Origin of the sequence: Gordonia polyisoprenivorans, from assembly GCF_017654315.1 — a bacterium.
GTDB lineage: Bacteria > Actinomycetota > Actinomycetes > Mycobacteriales > Mycobacteriaceae > Gordonia > Gordonia polyisoprenivorans_A.
Window position 1 is genome coordinate 910,319 of sequence record NZ_CP072203.1, and the last position, 25,145, is coordinate 935,463.

At 67.3% G+C, this 25,145-nt stretch carries 17 protein-coding genes; 12 read left to right on the forward strand and 5 right to left on the reverse strand.

Annotated features, from left to right (window positions below; translation table 11 throughout):
• Positions 1-15 precede the first annotated feature (15 nt).
• The 5 genes from J6U32_RS04205 to J6U32_RS04225 form a co-directional block, all read right to left on the reverse strand.
• Positions 16-693: a GAF and ANTAR domain-containing protein gene (locus J6U32_RS04205; RefSeq protein WP_208793681.1), complete on the reverse strand. Its 678-nt coding sequence runs from the start codon at positions 691-693 to the stop codon at positions 16-18.
• Positions 694-801: 108 nt separating this feature from the next.
• Positions 802-1,443, reverse strand: a complete 642-nt coding sequence (locus tag J6U32_RS04210) for a class I SAM-dependent DNA methyltransferase (protein ID WP_208793682.1) — start codon at positions 1,441-1,443, stop codon at positions 802-804.
• Positions 1,443-2,225, reverse strand: coding sequence for a PIG-L deacetylase family protein (locus J6U32_RS04215; RefSeq protein WP_208793683.1), 783 nt, complete (start codon positions 2,223-2,225; stop codon positions 1,443-1,445). Before J6U32_RS04215 ends, J6U32_RS04210 begins: the two co-directional genes overlap by 1 nt.
• Positions 2,222-3,253 carry an acyl-CoA dehydrogenase family protein gene (locus J6U32_RS04220; RefSeq protein WP_208793684.1) on the reverse strand — a complete coding sequence of 344 codons (1,032 nt, stop codon included), beginning with the start codon at positions 3,251-3,253 and terminating at the stop codon, positions 2,222-2,224. Before J6U32_RS04220 ends, J6U32_RS04215 begins: the two co-directional genes overlap by 4 nt.
• Positions 3,250-3,987 carry a glycosyltransferase gene (locus tag J6U32_RS04225; protein WP_208793685.1) on the reverse strand — a complete coding sequence of 246 codons (738 nt, stop codon included), beginning with the start codon at positions 3,985-3,987 and terminating at the stop codon, positions 3,250-3,252. The genes J6U32_RS04220 and J6U32_RS04225 overlap by 4 nt, the downstream gene beginning before the upstream one ends.
• Positions 3,988-4,208: 221 nt before the next feature.
• On the opposite strand from J6U32_RS04225, the gene glf reads away from it, so the two are divergent.
• From glf to pks13, 12 genes are all read left to right on the forward strand, one after another.
• Positions 4,209-5,432 carry a UDP-galactopyranose mutase gene (gene glf, locus J6U32_RS04230; RefSeq protein WP_208793686.1) on the forward strand — a complete coding sequence of 408 codons (1,224 nt, stop codon included), beginning with the start codon at positions 4,209-4,211 and terminating at the stop codon, positions 5,430-5,432.
• Between the two features lie 54 nt (positions 5,433-5,486).
• Positions 5,487-7,433, forward strand: coding sequence for a glycosyltransferase (locus J6U32_RS04235; protein WP_208793687.1), 1,947 nt, complete (start codon positions 5,487-5,489; stop codon positions 7,431-7,433).
• Positions 7,414-8,151, forward strand: a complete 738-nt coding sequence (locus J6U32_RS04240; protein WP_208793688.1) for a phosphatase PAP2 family protein — start codon at positions 7,414-7,416, stop codon at positions 8,149-8,151. Before J6U32_RS04235 ends, J6U32_RS04240 begins: the two co-directional genes overlap by 20 nt.
• Complete coding sequence (locus J6U32_RS04245; RefSeq protein ID WP_208793689.1) at positions 8,148-9,074, forward strand: decaprenyl-phosphate phosphoribosyltransferase; 927 nt, start codon at positions 8,148-8,150, stop codon at positions 9,072-9,074. Before J6U32_RS04240 ends, J6U32_RS04245 begins: the two co-directional genes overlap by 4 nt.
• Positions 9,075-9,108: 34 nt before the next feature.
• A complete protein-coding gene (gene zomB / locus J6U32_RS04250; RefSeq protein ID WP_208793690.1) occupies positions 9,109-11,355 on the forward strand; it encodes a flagellar motor control protein ZomB in 2,247 nt (748 codons plus the stop codon).
• Between the two features lie 335 nt (positions 11,356-11,690).
• On the forward strand, positions 11,691-12,713 hold the full coding sequence (locus J6U32_RS04255; protein WP_208793691.1) for an alpha/beta hydrolase: 1,023 nt from the start codon (positions 11,691-11,693) through the stop codon (positions 12,711-12,713).
• A gap of 354 nt (positions 12,714-13,067) precedes the next feature.
• Positions 13,068-14,522, forward strand: a complete 1,455-nt coding sequence (locus tag J6U32_RS04260; protein WP_425324105.1) for an alpha/beta hydrolase-fold protein — start codon at positions 13,068-13,070, stop codon at positions 14,520-14,522.
• A 249-nt stretch (positions 14,523-14,771) separates the two neighbouring features.
• On the forward strand, positions 14,772-15,311 hold the full coding sequence (locus J6U32_RS04265; RefSeq protein WP_338836998.1) for a DUF732 domain-containing protein: 540 nt from the start codon (positions 14,772-14,774) through the stop codon (positions 15,309-15,311).
• 13 nt (positions 15,312-15,324) lie between these two features.
• Positions 15,325-16,323, forward strand: coding sequence for a cutinase family protein (locus J6U32_RS04270; protein WP_280118972.1), 999 nt, complete (start codon positions 15,325-15,327; stop codon positions 16,321-16,323).
• A 189-nt stretch (positions 16,324-16,512) separates the two neighbouring features.
• Entirely contained in the window at positions 16,513-17,526 is a 1,014-nt protein-coding gene (locus J6U32_RS04275) for an LLM class F420-dependent oxidoreductase (protein ID WP_208793692.1), read from the forward strand.
• Between the two features lie 320 nt (positions 17,527-17,846).
• Complete coding sequence (fadD32, locus tag J6U32_RS04280) at positions 17,847-19,769, forward strand: long-chain-fatty-acid--AMP ligase FadD32 (RefSeq protein WP_208793693.1); 1,923 nt, start codon at positions 17,847-17,849, stop codon at positions 19,767-19,769.
• Between the two features lie 96 nt (positions 19,770-19,865).
• Positions 19,866-25,127 carry a polyketide synthase Pks13 gene (gene pks13, locus J6U32_RS04285; protein ID WP_244332585.1) on the forward strand — a complete coding sequence of 1,754 codons (5,262 nt, stop codon included), beginning with the start codon at positions 19,866-19,868 and terminating at the stop codon, positions 25,125-25,127.
• Positions 25,128-25,145 lie beyond the last annotated feature (18 nt).

Here is a 25,145-nt window from a genome sequence, read left to right on the forward strand (position 1 = left end):
AACCGGTGGGGCCGGTCAGTTGCCGGGGCCGGCCACGACGACGTTGGCGGCCACGTCGACGAGCTTGGTGTTCGACTCCTGCGACAGGCGCGCGAGGAGCAGGAACGCCGCCTCGGCGTCGATCCGATAGCGCTCCATCAGCATGCCCTTGGCCTGTCCGATCAGGTCACGCGACCCGAGCGCATTGCGCAGTTGTTCTTTCTCCCGGACGGCACCGAAGGTGGTGGCGCAATGCGCGGCGAACAACTCGGCCAACGAGCAGGTCTCGTCGTCGAAGGCGTAGGGGGTGGTGCTGTGCAGGTTGAGTGCGCCGAAGTCGTTGCCGTCGATGTAGAGGCAGAAGCAGGCCATCGAGGCGACGCCCAATGCGCTTGCGGCAGCAGCGAACCGAGGCCATCGCGGGTCGGCGCCCAGGTCGTCGATGCGCACGGTGGTGTCGTCGACGGCGGCGCGGACACACGGGCCCTCGCCGAGTTCGCGCTGGAGATCGTCACATTTGCCCGCGAGGTCGCCGAACATCACCGGCGTCTCGATCTTCCCCCGGGTGACCAGCGTGACACTCGCATACTCGGCGTTGTCGATCGTGTCCACGGCGGCCTTCGAGATCGCGCGCAGCACGGCCTCCTGGTCGTTGCTCTCAACCCGTAGATCGTTGATCACCTCGGTGATCCGGGTGGTGATGTCCTGCGTCATCCCCTCAACTCCTTGCTGCCGACGACTTGATGGTCCGTGGACGGCTGTGCGCGCATCCCGCGACGCAACTCCTGAGATTACCGCGCACCTCGAGCGCGGTGCGCCCGGTCAGCCGGGAGTGAGGCCCTCGCGCTGGGCGACGCTGTCGCGCGGAGCGCGATGGAACACATCCAGGCAAAGGTCTCTGTCCCGATAGCCCGAATAGTGCGACAGGGGCGAGCGCAGCAGCCGGTCGTGGACCGCGTCGCCGGTCTGTGGATAGTCGGCCACCGGCCACCGCCAGTGGACCGCGATCACCTCGCCGTCGTCGGTCAACGCCCCGGGCAGTCGCTCGACGACGGCGTCGAGGTCGGCGTCACCGAGGTAGTAGAGCACCTCGCTGAGCACGATGAGGTCGAAGGTGCCCGGCGGCCACGGACCGGTCAGATCGCCGGTGGACACGCTGACCCGGGCGTCGGTGGTGGCCAGCCGGCGTACGGCGAGTTCCACCGCCCGCGCACTGACGTCGATACATGCGATCTCCTCGCTGCGGTCGGCGAGCGCGGCGCTCAGCACGCCGATGGAACAACCGGGCTCGAAGATCCGCCGGTAGCGTGGTGCGGTGAGCGACGCCAGCGTCAGGGCATACTTGCGTTGTTCGTACCAGCGGTCGGTGAATCCCCAGGGATCGTCGGTGTCGCGGTAGGCGTCGTCGAAGTAGTTCTCCGGCAACGTCTTCGGGCCGTCATCGGGGCGACGCAGCGCGGCCATCAGGTGAACACGTATTCGGTCGGCCGGGTGAGATGGGCCAGCACATGCGTCGGCAGGATCGCCTTGTCGGCCGGGTTGTCGGACAGTGGCCGGACCTGCGAGGCGAAGGCGTGGACGGCGGCGTGTTTGACCGCAACCTCCAACGGGGACAACGGCGCACGGCGCAGACGATCCCACGGCACGGCGTCGTCGCCGGGAGTTGCCCAGTGCCACATCCAGATCGGGTACATCCAGAGTGGCACGCCGCGGCGGGTGCACACCTCGCGGGCGCAGTTTCCGAGCGCCTCGTGATCGGGGTGACCGTCGCCGGACCAGACCGCGAGTACGGCCACCGACTCGTCGCCACAGGCATCGAGGTAGTCCTCGACGATGCGGCACATCGCCTCGTGGTGGGCGGCGAGCTCGCCGTCGGGCAGGCCGTGCCACCGTGGTCGGTCGAGGCCGAGGAGGGTTGCGGCCGTGTCGAGTTCGAGATGGCGCCGCATCACCAGTCGTTCGGGCGAGACCGTCGCCGACCCGGGATGTGATCCCGAACCGTCCGACATGCAGACCACGGTGACCGCGACGCCGGCCCGGGCGGCGGTGGACATGATCCCGCCGACGCCGAGCACCTCGTCGTCGGGGTGGGCGCCGAGGACGATCAGCCGGTCGACCGTCACCGCGAGATCGGCCGGAGTGCGACTCGAAAGCCATTCGCGCCAGTGTGATTCGGGGGTGCCGGGAATGTCGATCGGTCGCCCGGCGAAGCGCAACTGGGTGGGTGAGGGGCCGATGGTGGTCATCGCGTACCTGCTCCGGACTCGAGGGTGATGCCGTCGCGGCCGGCGAAGCGGCCGAACAGCGGGGACTCGGTGAGCCGTCCGAGGTCGATCAGATCCCGCTCGGCATGGGATTGCCGAAGGTAGACCTCGAGGTCGGCGACGGCCTGCGCGTGCTCGGGGTCGCGCACCAACGGCGTCGGACCGAGGGCCCGCGCCACCCGGTCGATGACCTCGGTGGCCACCTGCTCGACGGACCAGCGGACCGACAGTGCGAGGCGTCGCGCCCCGTCGAGGTCGGCGGGGTGCGCGTCGACGATGCCGGCCGCCTGCTCGAGCATGGCGAATCCGGCCAGTAGGCGGGCGTCGATCGCGCCGAGATGCATCGCGGTCACGTCGTCGGCCGGGGACGTGCGGTAAACCGCATCGGCGACCTTGCGTGCCCCGCCCCACCAGCACGCGGCCACGCCAATGCCGCCGTGGAAGAACCCGGGACGATCAAGGTAGGCACCGGGGGGACCGATCGGGCGGGCCGGTACGTCATCGAGATGCACGGTGCCGGTTTCGGTGGTGCTCATCCCCGCCGCGGCCCACTCGGTGGTTTCGCGACGCACGCCCGCCTCGCTGAGGTCCACGGCGAACAGGGCGCGGGCGCCATCGTCGACGTCGGCGGTCACCAGGGCGTGCGTGCACGTCTGCACACCCGAGCACCACGGCTTCGCGCCGCGCAGCCGCCACCCGCGATCGGTGCGGCTCGCTTCGATCCGAGGGCGTGGCGGCTCGGCCGCCCACACGCCCCAGAAGGACCCGTATTCGGTTGTACCGGAATCGATCTCATGCAGAATCGTGCGCGCGTCGAGGTGGGCCTCGACGAGCCGGCCGACCGCGATGTCGTCGTGGGTGAGGTCGGCGAGCAGACGCCAGCGTGCGGCGGTGTCGCCCTCACCCGGATGCGGCACCCGATCGCCGAGATCGTCGGCGATCCGGCGGGCCCGGGCTGCCGGGGTGGCGGGCGGGGGTATTCCAGGCGGGGGAGTGGCGGGAGGGGTCATGCCGAGCGCCGTCCGGTCGGCGAGAGCGAGCGCAGATGCGCCGCGAAGCCCTCGGGAGCGCGGCCGTGCCGACGTGTCGAGGTCGCCACCGGGGCCTGCGCGCACCAGGCGATCGAGACACCCGCCGACTCCAGGCGTTCGATCAGGTCGACGTCCTCGTCGTGCGGCAGCTCGCCGAATCCGCCGACCGCCAGGTAGGCGTCGGCGCGCACCCCCAGATTCGCCCCATGGATATGACGGTGGCCGTCGTGATCGCGATACAGACGCCGGTAGCGATCTGCCAGCGCCGCCGGCCACCGCGTCCAGTCCTTGGGTGTCACCGTGCCGGCGTAGGCGAGCGCGCCCTCGGCCGCGCGCGTCAGATGGCGCTGCAGCCAGTTGCCGGGCACCTCGGAATCGGCGTCGGTGGTGGCCACCCAGGTCCGCTCGGGGTCGGTCTCGGGAGCACCACCGCGCAGCAATGCCGCGACGCCGGCGGCCCGAGCCGCCCCGACCGTGCCGAACTCGCCGACGACCGACCGGACCTCGGCGCCGACCACCTCGGCGGACCCGTCGGTGCAACTGTCGAGAACCACCCCGACCTGCACCGGGACAGGCACCGCGTCCGCGGCGACCCGCACGGCGCGCAGGCAGGCCGGTAGCAGGTCGCGCTCGTTGTGGGCGGGAATCACCACGACGATTCGATCGACGGCGAGACGATCGGAGTCGTGGGAGAAAGGTGATGCGTTCGGCACGGGCGGCCCCTGAACTCATTCGCGCGGTCGGGAGGATCCCTGAACGGCGATATCGGGAGTTGCAGGCCCAATGGCTGAAGGCCGGTATGAAACTCTCAGGTTACCGGACTCGCAGGTGAACGTCGCTCCTGCGGACGGACGACATCGGCCGCGCATCCCGACCCGCCACATCGCTGCCGGCTTTGGGATTCCCTTGGTCGGGTCGGTTACCCTGAACACCCGTGGCATCCAATACCAGCGCCGATTCGCCCCGCTCCGGCCCCTATGACCTGATCGTCGTCGGCTCCGGATTCTTCGGTCTCACCGTCGCCGAGCGTGCCGCCGCCGAACTGGGCAAACGTGTCCTGGTGATCGAGCGTCGAGGCCATCTCGGCGGCAACGCGTATTCCGAGGCCGAACCGACGACCGGCATCGAGATCCACAAGTACGGTGCGCACCTGTTCCACACCTCCAACCAGAAGGTGTGGGACTACGTCAACCGCTTCACCGACTTCACCGGCTATCAGCACCGCGTGTTCGCGATGCACAACGGTCAGGCCTACCAGTTCCCGATGGGCTTGGGTCTGGTCAGTCAGTTCTTCGGCCGGTACTTCAGCCCCGACGAGGCGCGCGCGCTCATCGCCGAGCAGGCCGCCGAGATCGACACGAAGAACGCGGCGAACTTCGAGGAGAAGGCGATCAGCCTGATCGGACGCCCGCTGTACGAGGCGTTCATCAAGCACTACACCGCCAAGCAGTGGGAGACCGACCCGAAGAACCTCCCGGCCGCCAACATCACCCGCCTGCCGGTGCGCTACACCTTCGACAACCGGTACTTCAACGACACCTATGAGGGCCTCCCCGTCGACGGTTACACCGCGTGGCTGGAGAACATGGCCGCCGACGAGCGCATCGAGGTGCGCCTGGACACCGACTGGTTCGACGTGCGCGACGAGCTGCGTGCGCAGAGCCCCGACGCGCCCGTCGTCTACACCGGCCCACTCGACCTCTACTTCGGCTACTCCGCCGGACGCCTCGGCTGGCGCACCCTCGACTTCGAGACCGAGGTGCTGCCCACCGGCGACTTCCAGGGCACCCCGGTGATGAACTACAACGACGCCGACGTGCCCTACACGCGTATCCACGAATTCCGGCACTTCCACCCCGAACGCGACACCTACCCCACCGACAAGACGGTCATCATGCGGGAGTACGGGCGTTTCGCGAAGGACGACGACGAGCCGTACTACCCGATCAACACCCCCGAGGACCGAGAGATGCTCGCGTCCTACCGAGCCCTGGCCAAGACCGAGACCACCGACTCCAAGGTGCTCTTCGGTGGACGGTTGGGCACCTATCAGTACCTGGACATGCACATGGCCATCGCCAGTGCGCTCACGATGTTCGAGAACACCTTGGCGCCACACCTGCGAGACGGTGCGGCGCTGGTGGATCCCGACGCGTAGTGCCCGAGCACGACCACCGGCGATGACAGTGCATTCGCAGACCAGAGCGGAGTAATGAGTGTGACCCCTGCCCAACAGGAGAACGTGACCGCGCCGTCGGCGGCCGAACCCGACTCCACGGCGGTCCAACTGCTGCAGCGGGTCATCTTCCCCCGGCCCGGCGAACCCATCGACGTGCGTTCGCTCTATCTCGTCGAATCCGCGAGCAATGCGCGCCGTGCCCACGCCCCGAGCCGCACCTCGGTGATTCTCGGCGCGGAGTCCGAGGTCAGCTTCGAGAGCTACTTCAACGCCTTCGCCGCGGCCTACTGGCGACGCTGGTCGATCCTCACCTCGGTGGTGTTGCGCGTCGAGGTGATCGGCACCTGCCGCGTCGATCTCTACCGCTCCAAGGTCGACGGCTCGCGCATCGGCATCGGTGGCGATCTGGTCCCCATCGACGAAAACGGTCGTGGCACCATCGAATTCGAGCTCGACCTCGGACCGTTCGAGGACGGCGGATGGATCTGGTTCGACGTCACCACCGACACCGAGACCGAAATCGTCTCTGCCGGATGGTATTCGACGATCCCGGTGCCCAGCGGTCCGGACACCAAACGTGTCACCGTCGGCATCCCGACGTTCAACCGGCCCACCGACGCGGTGAACGCTCTCGCCGCACTCACCTCGGATCCGTTGGTGGACGAGGTGATCGACGCGGTGCTGATGCCCGATCAGGGCACCCGCAAGGTCGTCGACGAGCCCGGATACGAGCAAGCCGCTGCGGCACTGGGCGATCGGCTGCACATCTTCGATCAGGGCAACCTCGGTGGTTCCGGTGGCTACTCGCGGATCATGTACGAGGCGTTGCGGCTGACCGACTCCCCCTACGTCCTGTACATGGACGACGACATCGCGATCGAGCCCGACTCGATTCTGCGTGCGTTGGCGATGTCGCGGTTCGCCCGCACCCCCATGCTGGTGGGCGGGCAAATGCTGAACCTGCAGGACCGCAGTCACCTGCACTGCATGGGTGAGGTCATCAACCACCACACCTTCATGTGGACGGCGGCGCCGTTCGTGGAATACGACCACGACTTCGCCGAGTACCCGCTGCGTGACCGGGAGAACTCGAAGAACCTGCACCGCCGGATAGACGTCGAGGGCAACGGCTGGTGGATGTGCATGATCCCGCGTGTCTGCGCCGAGGAGGTCGGCCTGCCGATGCCGCTGTTCATCAAGTGGGACGACTGGGAATTCGCTTTGCGCGCAGGCAAGGCCGGATACCCGACGGCGACGGTTCCCGGGATCGCGATCTGGCACATGGCGTGGAGCGACAAGGACGACGCCATCGACTGGCAGGCGTACTTCCACCTGCGCAACCGGCTCGTCGTCGCCGCGATCCACCACGACGGTCCGATCAAGGGCATTCTGCAGTCCATGGTCAAGGCAACCGCCAAACACCTTCTCTGCCTTGAGTATTCGACGGTGGCTATCCAGAACGAGGCGATCCGCGACTTCCTCGCCGGCCCCGACCACATCCGCTCGCTGCTGCCGACCGCGCTGCCGAAGATCGCCGCCATGCGCAAGGAGTACCCGGATGCCGTGGTCCTGCCGTCGGCGACCGAGTTGCCCCGAACCAGTGGTGAGGCAACGCATCTGGGGACGACGGTGCCGAGCAACCCGGTCACCAAGCTGCGGGCGCTGGCCGGGGCGATCGTCAACAACATGCGTCCGGCCGATCCGCGGCATCACGAAGTGCCCCAGGCCAATTACCCGCCGATCGAGGCCCGGTGGTTCTCTCTCGGCCGGGTCGACGGCGTCACCGTCACCACCGCCGACGGCCGCGGCGTGGTGTATCGCCAGCGCGACCGCGACAAGATGATCGCCCTCGCGCGTGAATCCGCGGCGCTGGTACGTGAACTCAATGAGAGGTTCCCCGAGTTGACGGAGCGCTACCGCGCCCAACACCGGGACCTGACCAGTAAGGAGAGCTGGGCGCGTGTCTTCGGAATCGACTGATCGGGGCCCATCACCGGCCGTCACGGCGCAGACCGCGGACCCGACGGGTGAGGTCGCCGCACTGATCGGTGTCCAGGGTGTGCTGCTCGAGGCGCCCGGCGTCGTGCCCGCCGCCCGCGGTCTTTCACACTTCGGCGAGCACTCCCTCGGCTGGCTGGCGATCAGCGCCGTCGGCTGGGGGCTGGCCGTGCGACGCGACGACGCCACCGCGCAACGCCGCTGGCTCGAGGCCGGCGCGGGGGCCTTCGGCGCGCACGCGGCATCGGTGATGATCAAGCGCATCGTCCGGCGCAAGCGCCCACACGATCCGCGGATCCGGGTCGGGGTGTCCACACCGAGTCGACTGAGTTTCCCGTCGTCGCACGCCACGTCGACGACGGCCGCGGCGGTCCTCATCGGCCGGGCCGCGGGTTTGCCGCCCTACCTGCTTCCGGCGGTGCTGGTGCCGCCTATGCTCACCTCGCGACTGGTTCTCGGGGTGCATTATCCGAGCGATGTCGCCGCCGGAGCCGCGATCGGCGCACTGAGCGCCGGTGCCGTCGTCGTCGGCGATCAGTTCATCGAGCGTGCCGCCGACACCGCGGCCCGCCACCCGCGATCCACCCGGCTCGCAGGTGCTGCTGCCCGTGTCGGCGCAGTGGCGCTGATGCCGGGGTCGACAGCGCGTCTCCTCGTGGGGCGGGTCGTCGGCGGCAAGTCCACTAAGGAGAAGGCATGAGCGAGGAGCCGATCGAGCACGGAAAGGTCAAGGGCCCGCCCAAGAACCTGGCCACCGGGCTGATCAAGGCCGTCCGGCCACGTCAGTGGGTGAAGAACGTCCTCGTCCTCGCCGCTCCGCTGGCCGCGGGTAGCGATGCCCTGACCAACGCCGGTGCGATGGGACGCGTCGGCCTGGCGTTCATCGCCTTCTGCCTCGTCGCCTCCTGCATCTACCTGGTCAACGACGCGATGGACGTCGAGTCGGACCGCAACCATCCGACCAAGCGGTTCCGGCCGATCGCCGCCGGCGTGGTCCCGGTGCCGCTGGCCTACGGCCTCGCGGTGGTGCTGGGTGCGGGATCGATCGGGGTGGCGCTCATCGCCAACTGGCAGACCGCCGTGGTCATCGCGATCTATCTGGTCATCCAGCTCGGTTACTGCTTCGGGCTGAAGAACCAGGCCGTCATCGACATCTGCATCGTCTCGTCGGGCTTCGTGTTGCGCGCCATCGCCGGTGGTGTGGCGGCCGAGATCCGCCTCTCCCAGTGGTTCCTGCTGGTGATGGCCGCAGGTGCGCTGTTCATGGCGGCCGGCAAACGCTACGCCGAGTTGCAGCTCGCCGAGCGCACCGGCGCCAAGATCCGCAAGGCGCTGCAGTACTACACCACCAGCTACCTGCGGTTCGTGTGGACGCTGGCGGCCACGGCCGTCGTCCTCTTCTACGGACTGTGGGCCTTCGACAAGAACTCCGGCCACGACACCAACGTCGCCTACGCCGTGTCGATGGTGCCGTTCACCATCGCGATCCTGCGTTACGCCGTCGACATCGACGGTGGTCAGGCCGGAGAACCCGAGGAGATCGTTCTCGGTGACCGCGTACTGCAGGTCCTGGCGGTGGCCTGGATAGTATGCGTGGGTGTCGCGGTCTATGCAGTCTCCTGATCGAGGGCAGTCTTCAGATCACGGGCGAGGGCAGTTGCCCGAGGACGACGCGCCCACCCAGTGGCTGCGCCTGAATCTCGGCGGCGACGGGCCCGACGAGGAGCGCCCGGTCGGCGCGAACGAGCGCACGGTCGATGACAACGAGCGCCCGGTCGATGAAGATGAGCGCACGGTCAACGTAAAGAAGCGCACGGTCGGCGAGAAGAAGCGCACGGTCGACGTGGGCGCGTGGCGCCGTTGGGGTGGCCGCGAGTGGACCGCCGTCATCAGCTTCCTGATAGGTGCCATCACCGTCACCACCTTCTTCGCCATCGGCGCGTGGCAGCGGCGTTGGATCGCCGACGACGGACTCATCGTGCTGCGCACCCTGCGCAACCTGTTCGCGGGCAACGGGCCGGTGTTCAACGCCGGGGAGCGGGTGGAGGCCAACACCTCCACGGCGTGGACCTACCTGCTGTGGTTCTGGGCGTGGGTGACCGACGGCCAACTCGAGTACGTCGCCCTGTGGGTGGCGCTGGTGTTGTCGGTGTCGGCGGTACCCATCGCGATGTACGGAACCGCCCGCCTGCTGCGCCGACGCCTCGGTGGGATCACCGGCGACGGCTACACACTGCTGCTTCCGCTCGGCCCGATCATCTACATCGCGTTGCCGCCGGCACGCGACTTCGCGACCAGTGGCCTGGAGAACGGGCTCTGTATCTTCTGGGCTGCGGTGCTGTGGTGTCTGCTGATCTCCTGGTGTCGGCGCCCGTCCGGGGCCGACGCGACGCGAGCCGGTTCGGCGGCCACGCTGTTCCTCGCCTTCTGGGCCGGACTGGCGCCGCTGGTTCGGCCCGAGCTCACGGTCATCGGCGGGATCGCCCTGGTGCTGGTGTTCCTGGCGCCCCAGACGTGGAAGATGCGTGTCGGCATCGTCGTCTTCGCCGCAATCCTCCCGGTGGGCTACCAGATCTTCCGGATGGGCTACTACGCACTTTTGGTTCCCAACCCGGCCGTCGCCAAGGACGCCAGCGGTTCCAAGTGGCATCAGGGCTTCCTCTACCTGGCCAACCTCTTCGGGCCCTACACGTTGCTGTTGCCGGTCGTCCTCGCGCTCGTCGCGGGCATCCTGCTCGCTGTCGGGGTGCGCGCACGCAAGCTCAGCCCCACCCGGCCCGAGCCGGCGTCGCAGGCCCCGAGGTCGATGCGTGCCCGGTTGGCGTCGTGGTCGCGGCGTCTGCAGACGCCGGGCGCGGTGGTCACCGCGATGGTGCTCGCCGGCTTCATCGTCGGCGTGTACTGGCTGCGTCAGGGCGGCGACTTCATGCACGGCCGCGTCCTGCTGACGCCGCTGTTCGTGATGTTGTTGCCGCTCATGGTGATTCCGGTGACCATCCCGGTGCGCGGAGTCGCCGCGGCCTTCCGCCGCACGCGCCGGCCCGCCCCCGCCAACGCCGACAGCGCTCTCGCCGACGCCGACGGCGCTCTCGCCGACACCGACGGCGCTCTCGCTGACGCCGACGGCGCTCTGCGCGCCCGCCGCACACGCCTGCAACTGGTCGGCTCGACCGTCCTCGCAGCCATGTGGATCACCACCATCGCCTGGGCTGCGATCGTCCACGAGGATGTCCTGCCCAACGCCGGCATCGACATCGGCCGCAGCGGCATCGTCGACGAGCGACGCTTCTACGTCACCAACATGGGCATCGAGAACCCGGTCACCGCCAAGGATTACCTGGACTATCCGCGCATGAAGGCGATGGTCGAGGACATCGCGCAGTATCAGAAGGAGGGCGGTGTGCTGATCGCGTCCTTCGACTACGACCAGTGGTACATCGCCCGCCTGCCCGCCAACACCCCGCAGGACAAGCGCCATCTGACGGTGTTCTTCCTCAATCTCGGCATGACGAGCATGAATGCACCGCTGGATGTGCGGGTCATCGACCAGATGGGGCTGGCGTATCCGATCGCCGCGCACACCGAGCGCCTCGACGACGGCCGCATCGGTCACGACAAGGTACTGCCGACCGAGTGGGTGGTCGCCGAGGCCGGAGCGGTTCCGCGGGCCCCGATCCTGCCCGGGTTCCTCGACGAGGACGTCGTCCGTCAGGCGCAGGTGGCTTTGACGTGCCCGGCCACCCGGGATCGGATCGCCTCCTACGAGGCGCCGTGGACGTGGCAGCGGTTCAAGAGCAACCTGATCCAGTCGTTCACGTTCACCGACTATCGCATCGACCGCAACCCCGAATACGAGATCGAGCACTGCGGTTTGACGATGCCTCCGCGTATCCACCCGCGCTGACCGCGGAAGCGCGGACGCTGTGAGGAACCTGCGCGCAGCATCAGAGGAAGTTGCGAGAAATTATCTCGAATCGGTAACGTGCCGCGCAGTGCGACCGATAGACCGACCGTGAGAATGCGGTGGGACCGATCCGTCCGCACCAACCTGAGAGAGCTGTGAGAGACATCACAGAGTTTGTCAGGGTTCGGTGGCTGCAATAGGCTGCCGGGGGTTCCTCGTGCGCAAGAAGCGCGAGGGTTCGGTGTGGGGGATCGGACGTCGCAGAGGTGTAGTCCGGAGTTCGACGCGATGGTGTGACTGCGTCGGAACCGGTGACAGAGGGAGAATGCAGGTCGATGGGTGTAGGTGAACTGAAACCGAAGGCGTCCACGGGACTCAGTGCACGGTTCGTGGCGATCGTTGTCGCCGTGATGACCGTCGCGGGTCTGATCGGAGCAGTGGTCGGAACGGGCCAGGCCGATGCACGCGTCAATGGCACGGGCTTCCGGAAGACCCTCTGGATCGATGCCTGCGGCATGCCCACCAACGGCGCCTTCGGCAACAAGTCCATGGCTCCCGGCAAGGTCCAGGTGCGTACCTGGTTCAAGCCGCAGAACAAGCGCACCGTCATCCTGCTCGACGGCATGCGCGCCCAGTACGACTTCTCCGGCTGGGAGATCAACACCAACGTCCAGGAACTGGTCAATCGCGGCGTCAACGTCGTCGAGCCGATCGGTGGACCGGCCAGCTTCTACACCAACTGGAACGCGCCCAGTAACTTCAACGGCCAGCAGAGCCGCTACATGTGGGAGTGCGTGATCAACAACCGCCTCCCGCAGGCACTCCGGGCCAACGGATTCCAGGGCAAGAACGGCAAGTACGCCATCATGGGCGTGTCGATGGGCGGTAACGCCGCGCTGGTCCTGGCCTCCAAGCGTCGCGACCTCTACTACGCCGCCGGCTCGCTGTCGGGCTACAACTTCCTCAGTGCCCCCGGCATGCACACGATGATCCGTCTGGCGATGCTCGACGTCGCGCCGCAGCCGTGGAACGTCGACGCCATGTGGGGTCCGCCGTGGGACGGCCGCTGGTACGACAACGACCCGTCGCTGCGTATCAACCGCATGCAGGGCCTGAAACTGTTCGTCGGTTCCGGTAACGGACTCTTCGGCAAGTACAACGCGCTGCCGAACGTCTTCGACGACCTGTTCAAGGGTTCGACGCTGGAGTTCCTCGCGTTCACCCAGGCCAAGGCCTTCGAAGGACTCGCCTTCATCAACGGCCTGCCGATCATGAGCTACTACGCCAACGGCACCCACGCCTGGGGCTACTGGCAGGACATGGTCTGGAACGCCTATTCGCGAGGCTTCTTCAACTGATCAACTGAGTTCGACTGATCAACTGAGTTCACGGGACAACCCCGGCCGCCACCACACGGTGTCGGCCGGGGTTGTCTCGTTGGTCCGGCATGACCGGCAATCCACGCAACTCTCATCACAGAAGTCACAAAAATCTCACCCGCCACAGCGTGGCGTCGCGCCAACGCGGGGTGCGACGTGTAAGAAACACCTGAGGCGTAATGACACCAGTGAGATTTCTGTGACTTGAGGGGCCACTGAGTCGACGCGGTCGCCGACCGCGATGCGTCGACCATCAGGGGTGCGAAGGAGCGCGAGGGTATGCGAACAGTGAGTGCGGGGCGAACGAGTGGGCGTACGGCCCCTCGCGGTGCGATGAGCCGGCGAACGCCACGAGTCGTCATCACGATGGTGGTGGTCGTGCTGGTGGCGCTCGGTTGGGCCCTCATCGGCCAGCAGGACGCCGTCGGCGCCCCGGCGCCGGCCCCGGCGCCCGCGAGTCCGGCGGCGCCTCCGGCGCCCGCGAGCCCGGCACCGGCGGCCCCGGCGAGCCCCGCGGCCCCGGCCCCGGCGGCCACCCCCGCGGCCTCTCCGGCGCCGACCCAGCCCGCCCGCGTCACCAAGGTGTTCTGGTACACCGACCGTCGCGTCGCGCTCTGGGTGTTCTCCCCGTCGATGAACACCGAGATCCAGGTCCAGATTCTGCTGGCCCGTGACTGGTGGGCCAATCCGACGGCGCGGTTCCCGCAGCTGACCATGCTCGACGGTTTGCGTGCGCAGGACGATCAGAGCGGCTGGGTTCTCAACACCGACGTGGTCGATTTCTACAAGGACAAGAACGTCAACGTCATCCTGCCGATCGGTGGCGAGTCGAGTTTCTACACCGACTGGAAGGAAACCGACAAGGGCAAGAACTACAAGTGGGAGACCTTCCTCATCCACGAGCTCCCGCCGATCATCGAGGGTGATTGGCGCTCAACGGATGTGCGTGGCATCGAGGGGCTCTCGATGGGTGGCTCGGCGGCCATGATGCTCGCGGCACGCAACCCCGGGTACTACAAGTTCGCCGCGTCGTTCTCCGGCATCCTGCAGCTGACGTCCTACGGGATGCCGCAGGCCATCCAGTTCGCCCTGCGTGACGGTGGTGGCTACGACGCGATGAAGATGTTCGGCCCGCCCAGCGATCCGGAGTGGAAGGCTCACGACCCGTACCTGCTCGCCGACAAACTGCGGGGCACGAGTCTCTACATCTCGTCGGGCAACGGCATGGTCGGCCCGTACGACAAACCGTCCGACATTCCGATGCTCGCGACCAACTACTCCGGCGTGGGACTCGAGCTGCTCTCCCGGGTCACCTCGCAGCAGTTCGCAATCAAGTTGAATCAGTTGGGAATTCCCGGGCAGGCTGTCTACCGGGCGTCGGGTACCCATACCTGGCCCTACTGGGAATTCGAGATGCATCAGGCATGGCCGCAGGCGGCCGCGGCGCTCGGTCTCAACGGTGACAAGGTGGCCTGCGGGGTCAGCCCGGCGTTCAAGAAGGTCGCCGGCCCGGCTCGGCTCGGAGTGTGCCTGACGCCGGAGTACGGGGTACCCGGCGGGCGTGCCCAGGACTTCGCCGAGGGGCGGATCATCACCGGGCCGAAGGGGCCGCAGGTGGTCGGCGGCGCGATCGGCGGCGCCTACGTCGGCGCGGGCGGACCCGGCGGCAAGCTCGGTCTGCCGACCAGCGGTGAGATGCCGTGGGGTCGCGATGGTGGCAAGACGCAGACCTTCGAGCACGGCCGGATCAACTGGTCGCCGAAGGGCGGTGCGCAACTCGCGCGATAGATCCAGCTCACACACGCGGCACCGGACATCGGGTGCCGCGTGTGTGCGTCCTGAGATCTCACTGTGGAATCGCAATGTTTGCGCAGGTGAGGTGGCTCCGGTGACGAATGATGTTCGTCTTGTTGGGTAGCCTTGCTGGCGGTTGGGACAAACCACCACATGTGTGTACGTGGTCACCGGCGCGCCCCGGTCGAACCAGGGGTCGGAGGGTTCGAGGCGGCATCGGTGATGCGTGACGAGGAAGAGATGATGACGAAGTTCTTGAGGCTGGGTGTGCTGATGACCGGCGTGGCGTTCGCGCTGGGGTCACTGGCGGCGTGTTCGGACGATTCCACGGCGAGCGCCCCGATCACCAGCAATCCGGTCACCACGACGTCGCTGTACTCCGCGCCGTCGAGTGCCTCGGCGTCGAGCACGCCGGAATCCGGCCAGGCTTCGGTCGGCGCCACCTCGACCACCGGCGGGTCCGCGTTGCCGGCCACCACGCCCGGTTCCGCGGCACCGGCATCGGGACAACTCACCGCGCCCGACGGAGCGCCGCTCGACGACAAGGCCAAGCGATACCTGCAGGCCCTGCGCAGCCAGAACGTCACGCTGCTCGGTGACACCGACAACGGTGTCGCGCTGTCGCTGGCCACCTACGTCTGCGACGCGCAGAAGAAGAACACCGACCCGGTGACCACCAAGGCGTACGTCACCGCACTGGTCGCGCCCGGCACCCAGAACACGGCGGAGGCCAATGCCAAGGCCGACAAGGTGATCAAGGCCGCCCAGGACAACTATTGCTAGCGGCAACCGACCTGTGAACGCCCGGAAGAAACGCTCACGGACCTCACGTGCGCTGCGCCTGCTGATGCTCGCGGTCGCACTGATCGCCGTCATCGCGATCGTGCTGATCGTGATCTGGATCAAGGGCATCGTCGAGGGCCCGCCGGCACCGCCGCGCGGTGGTGGCCCATCGACGACGACGCCACCGAACCGGCCGGAGGCCCAGCCCGCCGACTGCGCCGACGTGTTGACGCTGGTGATCCCGGGCACCTGGGAGTCCACGCCGAACGACGATCCGCTGAATCCGAGGTCCAAGCCGGCATCGTTGCTGCTGCGCGTCTCCAAGGCGATCAAGAGTGAATTCCCCGAGTCGCGCACCGAGGTCTACACGGTGCCCTACATCGCCGAGTTCCGGAATCCCACGAACCTCAACGACCGGCAGAGCAGCTACAACGACTCGCGTACCCAGGGCTACAAGCGTGCCGCGGGCAAGATCATCTCCACCCACGAGCACTGCCCGCTGACGCGCTACGTCATCGTCGGTTTCTCACAGGGTGCGGTCATCGGCGGCGACCTCGCCTCGGCGATCGGCAACGGCCGTGGGAACGTCCTGCCGCAGTCCGACGCCGACCTCGTCCTCGGGGTCGGACTCATCGCCGACGGTCGCCGTCAGCCCGGCGATCAGCGTGACATCGGGCCGAACCCGCCCGGCGTCGGTGCCGAGATCGCGCTCGCGGGTATGGGGTCGCTGGTGCCGGGGACCACGATGACCGGCCCGCGTCCCGGTGGCTTCGGGGATCTCCAGAGCAAGGTCGTATCCATTTGTGCCCCAGGTGATCTCATCTGCGACGCACCGACGGCGTCGAATCCGTTGAGTGCCGTGAGCCAACTGGCGAGTGCGATCAACAACCCGGTGCACGCGATGTATGCGACGCCGCGGTACTGGTCTCTCGACGGCGCGACCGCGACCCAGTGGATGCGCGGCTGGGTCAACGGACTCATCGACGAGGCCCCGCGTCCGGCGCACAACTGAGCGCCCACGTCAGGGCGTCGCGTGCTGCGGGGTGTCTGGGAAGGCGCTGAGCGGGGACCGATCCGTTTGGGCGGCGCCGACCTGCTGCATTAACGTTGTGGGCTGGCTCGGCGGTGTCCTGTGGAATGGGGACGCCCCGCACGGCCACGAGAGCTCATGACGACGCCGCGAACGCGACGAGGAGAACCAATGACCCAGGGCGAGACCACCGGGACCGGTGGCGGCGAGACCACGCTGCGCGCGTTCCGGTTCGGCGCCGGTGGTGAGGGCAACAAGGACGAGGGCGGCGCCCGCAAGTTCGTGAAGTTGGCCCAGACCGCCGAGGAATACGGATACGACACCTTTGCCGTACCCGATCACCTCGGCAACCAGGTCGGCCCGCTGGCCGCACTGGGAGCGCTGAGCCAGGCCACCGACCGCATCAGGCTGGCGACGTCGGTTCTCGCGAACGGCTTCCGGCATCCGGCGCTGTTGGCCAAGGAGGCCAACACCATCGACGTCCTGAGTAAGGGCCGCCTGGAACTCGGGATCGGTGCGGGCTGGCTCAAGGAGGAGTTCGACAAGGCGGGCATCGAGTTCGAATCCCCGGGTGTGCGTATCCGGCGGCTCGATGAATCGTTGACGATCCTCGACAAGCTCATGCGCGGGGAGACCGTCGACTTCGACGGCGAGTTCTACCAGATGAAGGGGCTCGAGGGCAGCCCGCGACCGCGTCAGGGGCCGCGTCCGCCGATCGCCGTCGGCGGTGGCGGACCCAAGATGCTCGCACTGGCCGCCAAGCACGCCGACATCATCTCCGTGGCGCCGGGCACCACCCCCGACGGGCGGATGAAGCTGTCGGACATGACCATCGAGAAGACCGCCGAGCGGGTCGACCGCATCCGGCAGGCCGCGGGCGACCGGTTCGCCGAGATCGAGCTCAACTGGACGATCGCGGTCATCGTCATCACCGACGATCGGCAGTCCACTGCAGAGATGGCGCTCAAGGCACTCGAGCAGGGGTATCCGCCGAACATCGAACGCGACACCGAGTTCACCGTCGACGACGTGCTGAACTCGCCGTACATCGCGATCGGATCGTTCGAGGAGATCGCCGACCAGATCCGCGAGGTGCGGCGGCGCACCTCGATGTCCTACGTCGGGGTGTTCCCGACGCAGATGGATGCCTTCGCGCCGGTCATTTCGCTCCTCAAGGGAGAGTAAAGTGTGTCCTCGGTCCGGGGGCAGGAAGCCGCACGACAACCGCCGGTGAAAGGCTGCTGCAGTGGAGTGATCGCACTGCGGTGGAGTCAAGGTGGACATGACGATCACGAAGTGAGCGAAAGGGTTGGGAAGTGTCGTGCGACCGCGACCGACGCGGTCCACGGACGAATGGGTACCGACACGACCACCGGTGCACGGCAAGGAACGACCTGAGGGTCACACTGAACCGAGCAGCGCGGTCGGGCGCCGCGGGGTGTGCCACGAGGTACGCACGATATGCCCAAATGGGGGCAGGAACGTGGGGGCCACAGGAGTAATGAATGCTGAAGACTGAATTTGAGCAGTTCCTCGACGAGAACGGTCAGCTGCACTTCACCGAGGACGCGACACTCGTCGACTACGTCGAGCGCAACGTCCGCGATGCCGCCGACACACTCGCCTACCGCTACATCGACTACAGCCGGGAGCGCGAGGGCGAACGTCAGGATCTCACCTGGGCACAGTTCGGCAAGCGACTCCGTGCAGTGGCGGCACGGCTGCAACAGGTCACCAAACACGGCGACCGCGTCGCCATTCTCGCCCCGCAATCGCTCGAATACGTGATCGGCTTCTTCGCCGCGCTGTACGCGAGCAACGTCGCGGTTCCGCTGTTCAGCCCCGACGAGCCCGGTCACACCGACCGGTTGACCGCGGTGCTCTCCGACTGCGAGCCGACCGCGATCCTCACCTCCACCAAATCCGCCGAAGCGGTGCGCAACTTCTTCGCCGACCGCCCGGCCAAGGAACGTCCCCGCGTCATCGCCGTCGACGCCGTGCCCGACTCGGTCGGCTCGAGCTGGGTCGCACCCATCGCCGGCAAGGACCACAACAAGGACACCGTCGCCTACCTGCAATACACATCGGGCTCGACGCGCGTACCCGCAGGCGTGGAGATCACTTACCAGGCGGTGGCCGCCAACGTCCTGCAGATCTACGACTGCATCGAGATCGACCGCAATGCCCGCGGCGTCACCTGGCTTCCGATGTTCCACGACATGGGCCTGCTCACGGTGATCCTGCCCGCTCTCGGCGGCAAGTACATCACCATCATGAGCCCGCAGGCCTTCGTGCGCAGGCCCGGCCGCTGGATTCGCGAGCTCGCCGCCGACGACGACAACGCACCCACCTACGCCGCCGCCCCCAACTTCGCCTACGAGCACGCCGCCGCCCGCGGCCTGCCGAAGGAAGGGGAGAAACTCGACCTCTCCAACGTCATCGGCCTGATCAACGGCTCCGAGCCGGTGACCGTCAGCTCGATGAAGAAATTCAACGAGGCATTCGGCCCGTACGGACTGCCCAAGACCGCGATCAAGCCGTGCTACGGCATGGCTGAGGCCACCCTGTTCGTGTCGGCCACCCAACGCGACAACGAAGCCAAGGTCATCTACGTCGACCGCGAAGAGCTCAACGCCGGCCGGATGAAGGTCATCGACTCCGACGCGCCCAACGCCGTCGCCCAGGTCTCCTGTGGACAGGTCGCGCTCAGCCAGTGGGCCGCGATCGTCGACGCCGCCGAATACGACGAGAACGGCGTGGGCATCGAGAAGGCCGACGGCGAGGTCGGCGAGATCTGGCTGCACGGCCTCAACATCGGCGCCGGCTACTGGAACAAGCCGCAGGAAACCAAGGACACCTTCGAGAACACGATCACCACCCCGCTCGCGCAGAACAGCCACACCGACGGCGCCCCCGCCGACGCCACCTGGATGCGCACCGGCGACTACGGCGTGTGGCTCGACGGCGAGCTCTACATCACCGGCCGCGTCAAGGACCTGGTGATCGTCGACGGCCGCAACCACTACCCGCAGGACCTCGAATTCAGTGCGCAAGAAGCCAGTCCGGCCCTGCGCCCCGGATTCGTCGCGGCCTTCGCGGTCCCGGCCAACGAACTGCCCAAGGTGGTCTTCGAACAATCCACGAGCGGACTGACCTTCGACCCCGACGACGCTTCCGAACAACTCGTGATCGTCGCCGAGCGCGGACCGGGTAAACGCCACGACCCGCAAGAAGTCGCCGACACCGTGCGCGCGGCCATCGCCGGACGCCACGGCGTCATGGCCCGCGACATCCTGCTCGTCCCCGCCGGGTCCATCCCACGCACCTCCAGCGGCAAGATCGCCCGCCGCGCGACCAAGGCCGCCTACATCGACGGCAGCCTGCGAGGTGGGTACAAGCAGACGGCCTTCCCAGATGCGGGCGTGTAGCGCAGCGAAGCCTTTCGCCGCACATCCTCCGCGTCGGCCGGCCGCCGTCACGAACCCGCGCGGCCATCGAGCCGTCGCCAAGTACCCTGAGAAACGATGTCTGAACTGAATAACGACGAGCCGAACAACCAGGTCGACGCCACCAGCACCGACGGGGAGACCGCCGGTGGGCTGACCGTCCCCGAGCTACGCGATTGGTTGCGTGACTGGGTGGCGCGGGCCACCGGTGTACCGGCCGATCAGATCTCTGTCGATCGCCCGATGGAGGAACTCGGTCTGTCCTCGCGGGATGCGGTGGCGCTGGCCGCCGACGTCGAGGACAAGACCGGCGTCATCCTGAGCGCGACCGTCGTGTACAACCATCCGACAATTGCAACTCTGGCGACGCGCATCATCGAGGGCGATCCCGACGAGGGCATCGACACCGACGCCGACCGTTTCTGGGAGCGCGAGCGCAGCGACGCCGACGACATCGCCATCGTCGGGCTCTCCACGCGATTCCCGAAGGCCGGTCAGTCGCCGGAGTCGACGTGGGAGGCCCTGATCGAGGGCCGTGACGGCATCTCCGACCTCCCCGACGATCGCTGGACCGAGTTCAAGGCCGACCCGCGGATGGCCGAGGTCCTCGAGAAGCGCAACCTGCGCGGCGGATACCTCGACGACGTCAAGTCGTTCGACGCCGACTTCTTCCAGATGAGCCCGCGCGAGGTCGAGATGGTCGATCCGCAGCAGCGGCTCGCGCTCGAACTGACGTGGGAAGCCCTCGAACACGCACGCATCCCGGCCAGCGACCTCAAGGGTGGCAGCGTCGGCGTCTTCGTCGGCACCTCCACCAACGACTACCAGCTGATGGCCGCTCTCGGTCTCGGTGAGGGCTCCGACGAGACCGCGGCCTACGCCCTGACCGGCACCGCCACCTCGATCATCGCCAACCGCGTCTCCTACTTCTTCGACTTCCACGGCCCGTCGGTCGCCATCGACACCGCGTGCTCGTCGTCGCTGGTGGCCGTCCACCAGGCCGTGCAGAGCCTGCGTTCGGGCGAGTCCGAGGTCGCCCTGGCCGGTGGCGTCAACATGATCCTCACCCCGGCTGCCACCGTCGGTTTCGACACGATCGGCGCGGTCGCCAAGGACGGGCACATCAAGGCCTTCTCCGCCGACGCCGACGGCATGGTGCGCTCCGAGGGTGGTGGTCTGTTCGTCCTCAAACGGCTCGCCGACGCCCGCCGTGACGGCGATCAGGTCCTCGCGGTGATCTCCGGTACGGCGGTCAACTCCGACGGCCGTTCCAACGGCATCTTCGCGCCCAATCCCGAAGCGCAGGTGGAGGTTCTGCGATCGGCGTATGCCGACGCCGCACTCGATCCGCGTCAGGTCGACTACGTCGAGGCCCACGGCACCGGCACCATTCTCGGTGATCCGATCGAGGCCGACGCACTGGGCCGGGTGGTTGGTCGCGGACGTGTCGTCGGTGCCCCCGCGCTGCTCGGATCGGCCAAGACGAACTTCGGGCACATGGAGTCCGCAGCCGGTGCCGGTGCACTGGCCAAGGTCGTGTTGTCCATGGGGCACAACAAGATTCCGGCCTCCTTGAACTACGCCGGACCCAACCCCTACATCCAGTTCGAGGCGACCGGACTCAAGGTCACCAACGAGATCACCGAGTGGCCGCGCTACTCCGGGCACGCCATCGCCGGGGTGTCCGGATTCGGCTTCGGCGGCACCAACGCCCACGTCATCGTCCGCGAGGTACTCCCGGGCGACCTCGAAGAACCGGCCGCCGTCGCCGATCTGGCCGACGCGGCCGCCGCCGAGACACCGGCCACCGACCTCGACGACGACGAGGACTTCCTCACCGAGGCCGAACGTGCGGTACTCGCCGCGCAGTCGGTCGCTCCTGAAGCCGATGCCGTTGTCGCCGAACGTGATCCGGCCGACGACTTCGCGCCATGCGCGGTCGACGGGTCGGTGGTGCCCCTGGTGATCTCGGCGTTCCTGCCGTCGCGGCGCCGCAAGGCGGCCGCCGATCTGCTCAAGTGGCTCGAATCCGATGCCGGACAAGCCACCCCGCTCGCCGACATCGGACGGGCGCTCGCGCACCGCAACCATGGGCGGTCGCGCGCCGTCGTCATGGCCCGCTCCCACGAGGACGCCGTGAAGGGTGTCCGTGCGGTGGCCGAGGGCAAGGCCAATCCGCTTGTGTACTCGGCGGATTCGCCGGACGCCGCATCGGCGGTGTGGTTGCTGAGCGGCTTCGGGTCGCAGCACCGCAAGATGGCCAAACAGCTCTACACCGAGAATCCGGTGTTCGCCAAGTACGCCGACCGCGTCGATCACCTCGTGCAGCGCGAACTCGGATACTCCATCGTCGAGATGTTCCTCGACGACGCACAGACCTACGGCATCGAGACCAGCCAGGTCGGCATCTACACCATCCAGGTCGCCCTCGCCGACACGTTGCGCCACTTCGGCGCGCAACCCGGTGTGCTGGTACCGCATTCGATGGGGGAGGCCTCGGCCGCCTACATCAGTGGTGGTCTCTCGCTCGAGGATGCGACACGGGTGATCTGTCAGCGCTCGCGTCTGATGGGTGAGGGTGAGTCGATGCTCACCGGCGACGACATCCGGCTGATGGCGCTCGTCGAGTACTCCGCCGAGGACATCAACGACGTCCTCGTCGACTACCCGGACCTCGAGATCTGTGTCTATGCGGCGCCGACTCACACCGTCATCGGTGGTCCAGAGCCGCAGGTCGACGCCATCGTCGAGCGCGCCGAGAAGGAGGGCAAACTCGGCCGCAAACTGCAGACGAAGGGTGCGAGCCACACCTCGCAAATGGACCCGCTGCTCGGCGAATTGGCCTACGAGCTCACCGGAATCGAACCACTGCGCCCGACCGTCGGGTTCTACAGCTCGGTGGACCGCGAGACCTTCTATCGTCCCGGGCACGAGCCGGTGCACACCATCGACTACTTCCTCAAGGGACTGCGCCACAGCGTGTGGTTCTCGCAGGCCATCGCGAAGTCGGTGGAGAACGGTCACCGCACCTTCCTCGAACTCTCGCCCAACCCGGCGGTCCTGATCTCCGTTGCGGCGGTGACGTTCTCGGCCGGACTCCAGAACGCCGAGCTGATCGAGACGCTGCGCCGCAAGGAAGACGAGAGCTTCGGCGTCATCAATGCCCTGATGAAGCTGTACGTGCACGGTCACGCCGTCGATGTCGCGTCGCTGTTCGGCACCGGCGCCGGCCGCGCGTTCGCCGACATCCCGCGCACCCGCTTCGAGCGAAAGCCGTACTGGCTCAAGGCCACCGTGAATTCCGGTGGTGGCAGCGGATCGATCCCCGGTGCACACGTGGCGCTGCCCGACGGCCGGCATGCCTGGGAGGTCAACGCCGGCGCGGTCACCGACGTGCGTGAGCTGGTCCGTGCCGCGGCCGCACAGGTCCTCGCCGAGGTGACGGTCGGTGCCGCGGTGGCCCACGGCGAGATCGGTGCCGGTGCTGGCGAGGGAACGCTCACGACGACGCTGAGCCCGCACCCGGGTGGTGCGTCGGTGACCGTGCATGCCAAGCACGACAAGAACTTCCGCCTGCTGTTCGAGGCGGTCGTCACCGTCGCCGGTACCGCCGACGGCGCCCCCCAACCCGCCGACAGCGCCCCCCAACCCGCCGACGGCGCCATCGATCCGCGCAAGGTCGGCTACATCGACAACTCGGTGGTCGTCGAGGACGAGATCATCGACGACATCGGCAACAAGTGGGACCCGCAATCCGGTGAGTCGATCGACGACCGGCTCGCGATCATCGTCGGCGAATCCATGGGTTACGACCCGGAGGATCTGCCCCGCGAGATCCCGCTCGTCGAGTTGGGCCTCGATTCGCTGATGGCCGTGCGCATCAAGAATCGCGTCGAATTCGAGTTCGACATCCCGCAGCTGCAACTCCAGGCCATGCGGCAGGCGAATCTCTCCGACGTCTCCAAGTTCGTGAACTACGCGGTCCATCACCGCGACGAACTCGACGACCTCGCCGAGAATGCCGCCGGCGGAGGCGAACTCGACACCGCCGCGCTCAACGCCTACATCGACGAGCAGAACGCCAAACGCGCCGACAGCGCTCCGGCTCCCGCTGACAGCGCTCCCGCTCCCGCCGACAGCGCTCCCTCCGTCGCCGACAGCGCTCCCGCTCCCGCCGACAGCGCTCAGAAGCCCGCGGATCTCACCTCGCAGGCCGCGGTCGCCGAGGCCGCGGGCTCCGACGTCCCGCCGCGTGACGCCGCCGAACGGCTCACCTTCGGGGTGTATGCGGTGGTCACCAAACGCTCGGCCGGCGGCATCTTCAACAAGCTCCCGGTCCTCGAAGAGGATGTGGCACAAGCTCTCACCGACAAGCTCAACGAGCGCACCGGTGGTGACATCGACGTGGAGGACATCCTCGATTCGGAGACCATCGAGGAGATGTCTAACTATGTTCGCGAGTTCCTCGACGCGGCCGCCGACACCGACGGATTTGTGCGCTACCTGCGACTGATCGACGGGAAGAAGACCTACGACCCGCAGGCCGGTGACCCGACGCCGGTGCTGCTGTTCCACCCAGCCGGCGGTAACACCTCGGCGTACGAGGCGCTGCTCAAGCGGCTGCCGGAGTCGGCGCCGGTCATCGGTTTCGACAGGGTCGAGGGCAGCATCGAAGAGCGTGTGCGGCAGTACATGCCACGCCTGCGCGAGGTGCAGCCGCACGGCCCGTACGTTCTGGTCGGCTGGTCGCTCGGCGGCGCGCTCGCCTACGGTGCCGCGCAGGTGTTGCGCGACGCAGGCGAGGAGGTCGACTTCGTCGGTCTCATCGACGTCGTCCGTCCTCGCCACGATGTCGTGGAGACCCCTGACACCAAGCGGGCACGACTGGAGCGGTGGAAGGACTTCGCGATCCGCAACTACGATCTCGACGCCGACATCCCGATCCCGATGGATCGGCTCGTCGAGGCCGACGACGAGGGGCAGTTCGCGATCATCATGGAGATGATGTCGATGTCGGGCACCAAGATTCCCGGCGGCATCATCGAGCACCAGCGCACCTCGTTCATCGACAACCGCGCGCTCACCAACATCTCCCCGACGCCCTACGGTGGCAAGGTCGTGTTGTATCGCGCCGACAAGATGCACGATGGCGCAATCGAACTCGAGCCGCAGTGGGCGGAGATCGACGAGGACGGCCGGTGGGGTGAGGTGGTCGACGACCTCGAGATCATCCACATCGGCGGTGATCACCTGTCGATCGTCGACGAGCCGTACATCGGCAGGATCGGCGCCGATCTGACCCGCCGACTCGGTACCGTCGGTTCCACCACCAGCAAGTGACAGACCGCGATACCGCGG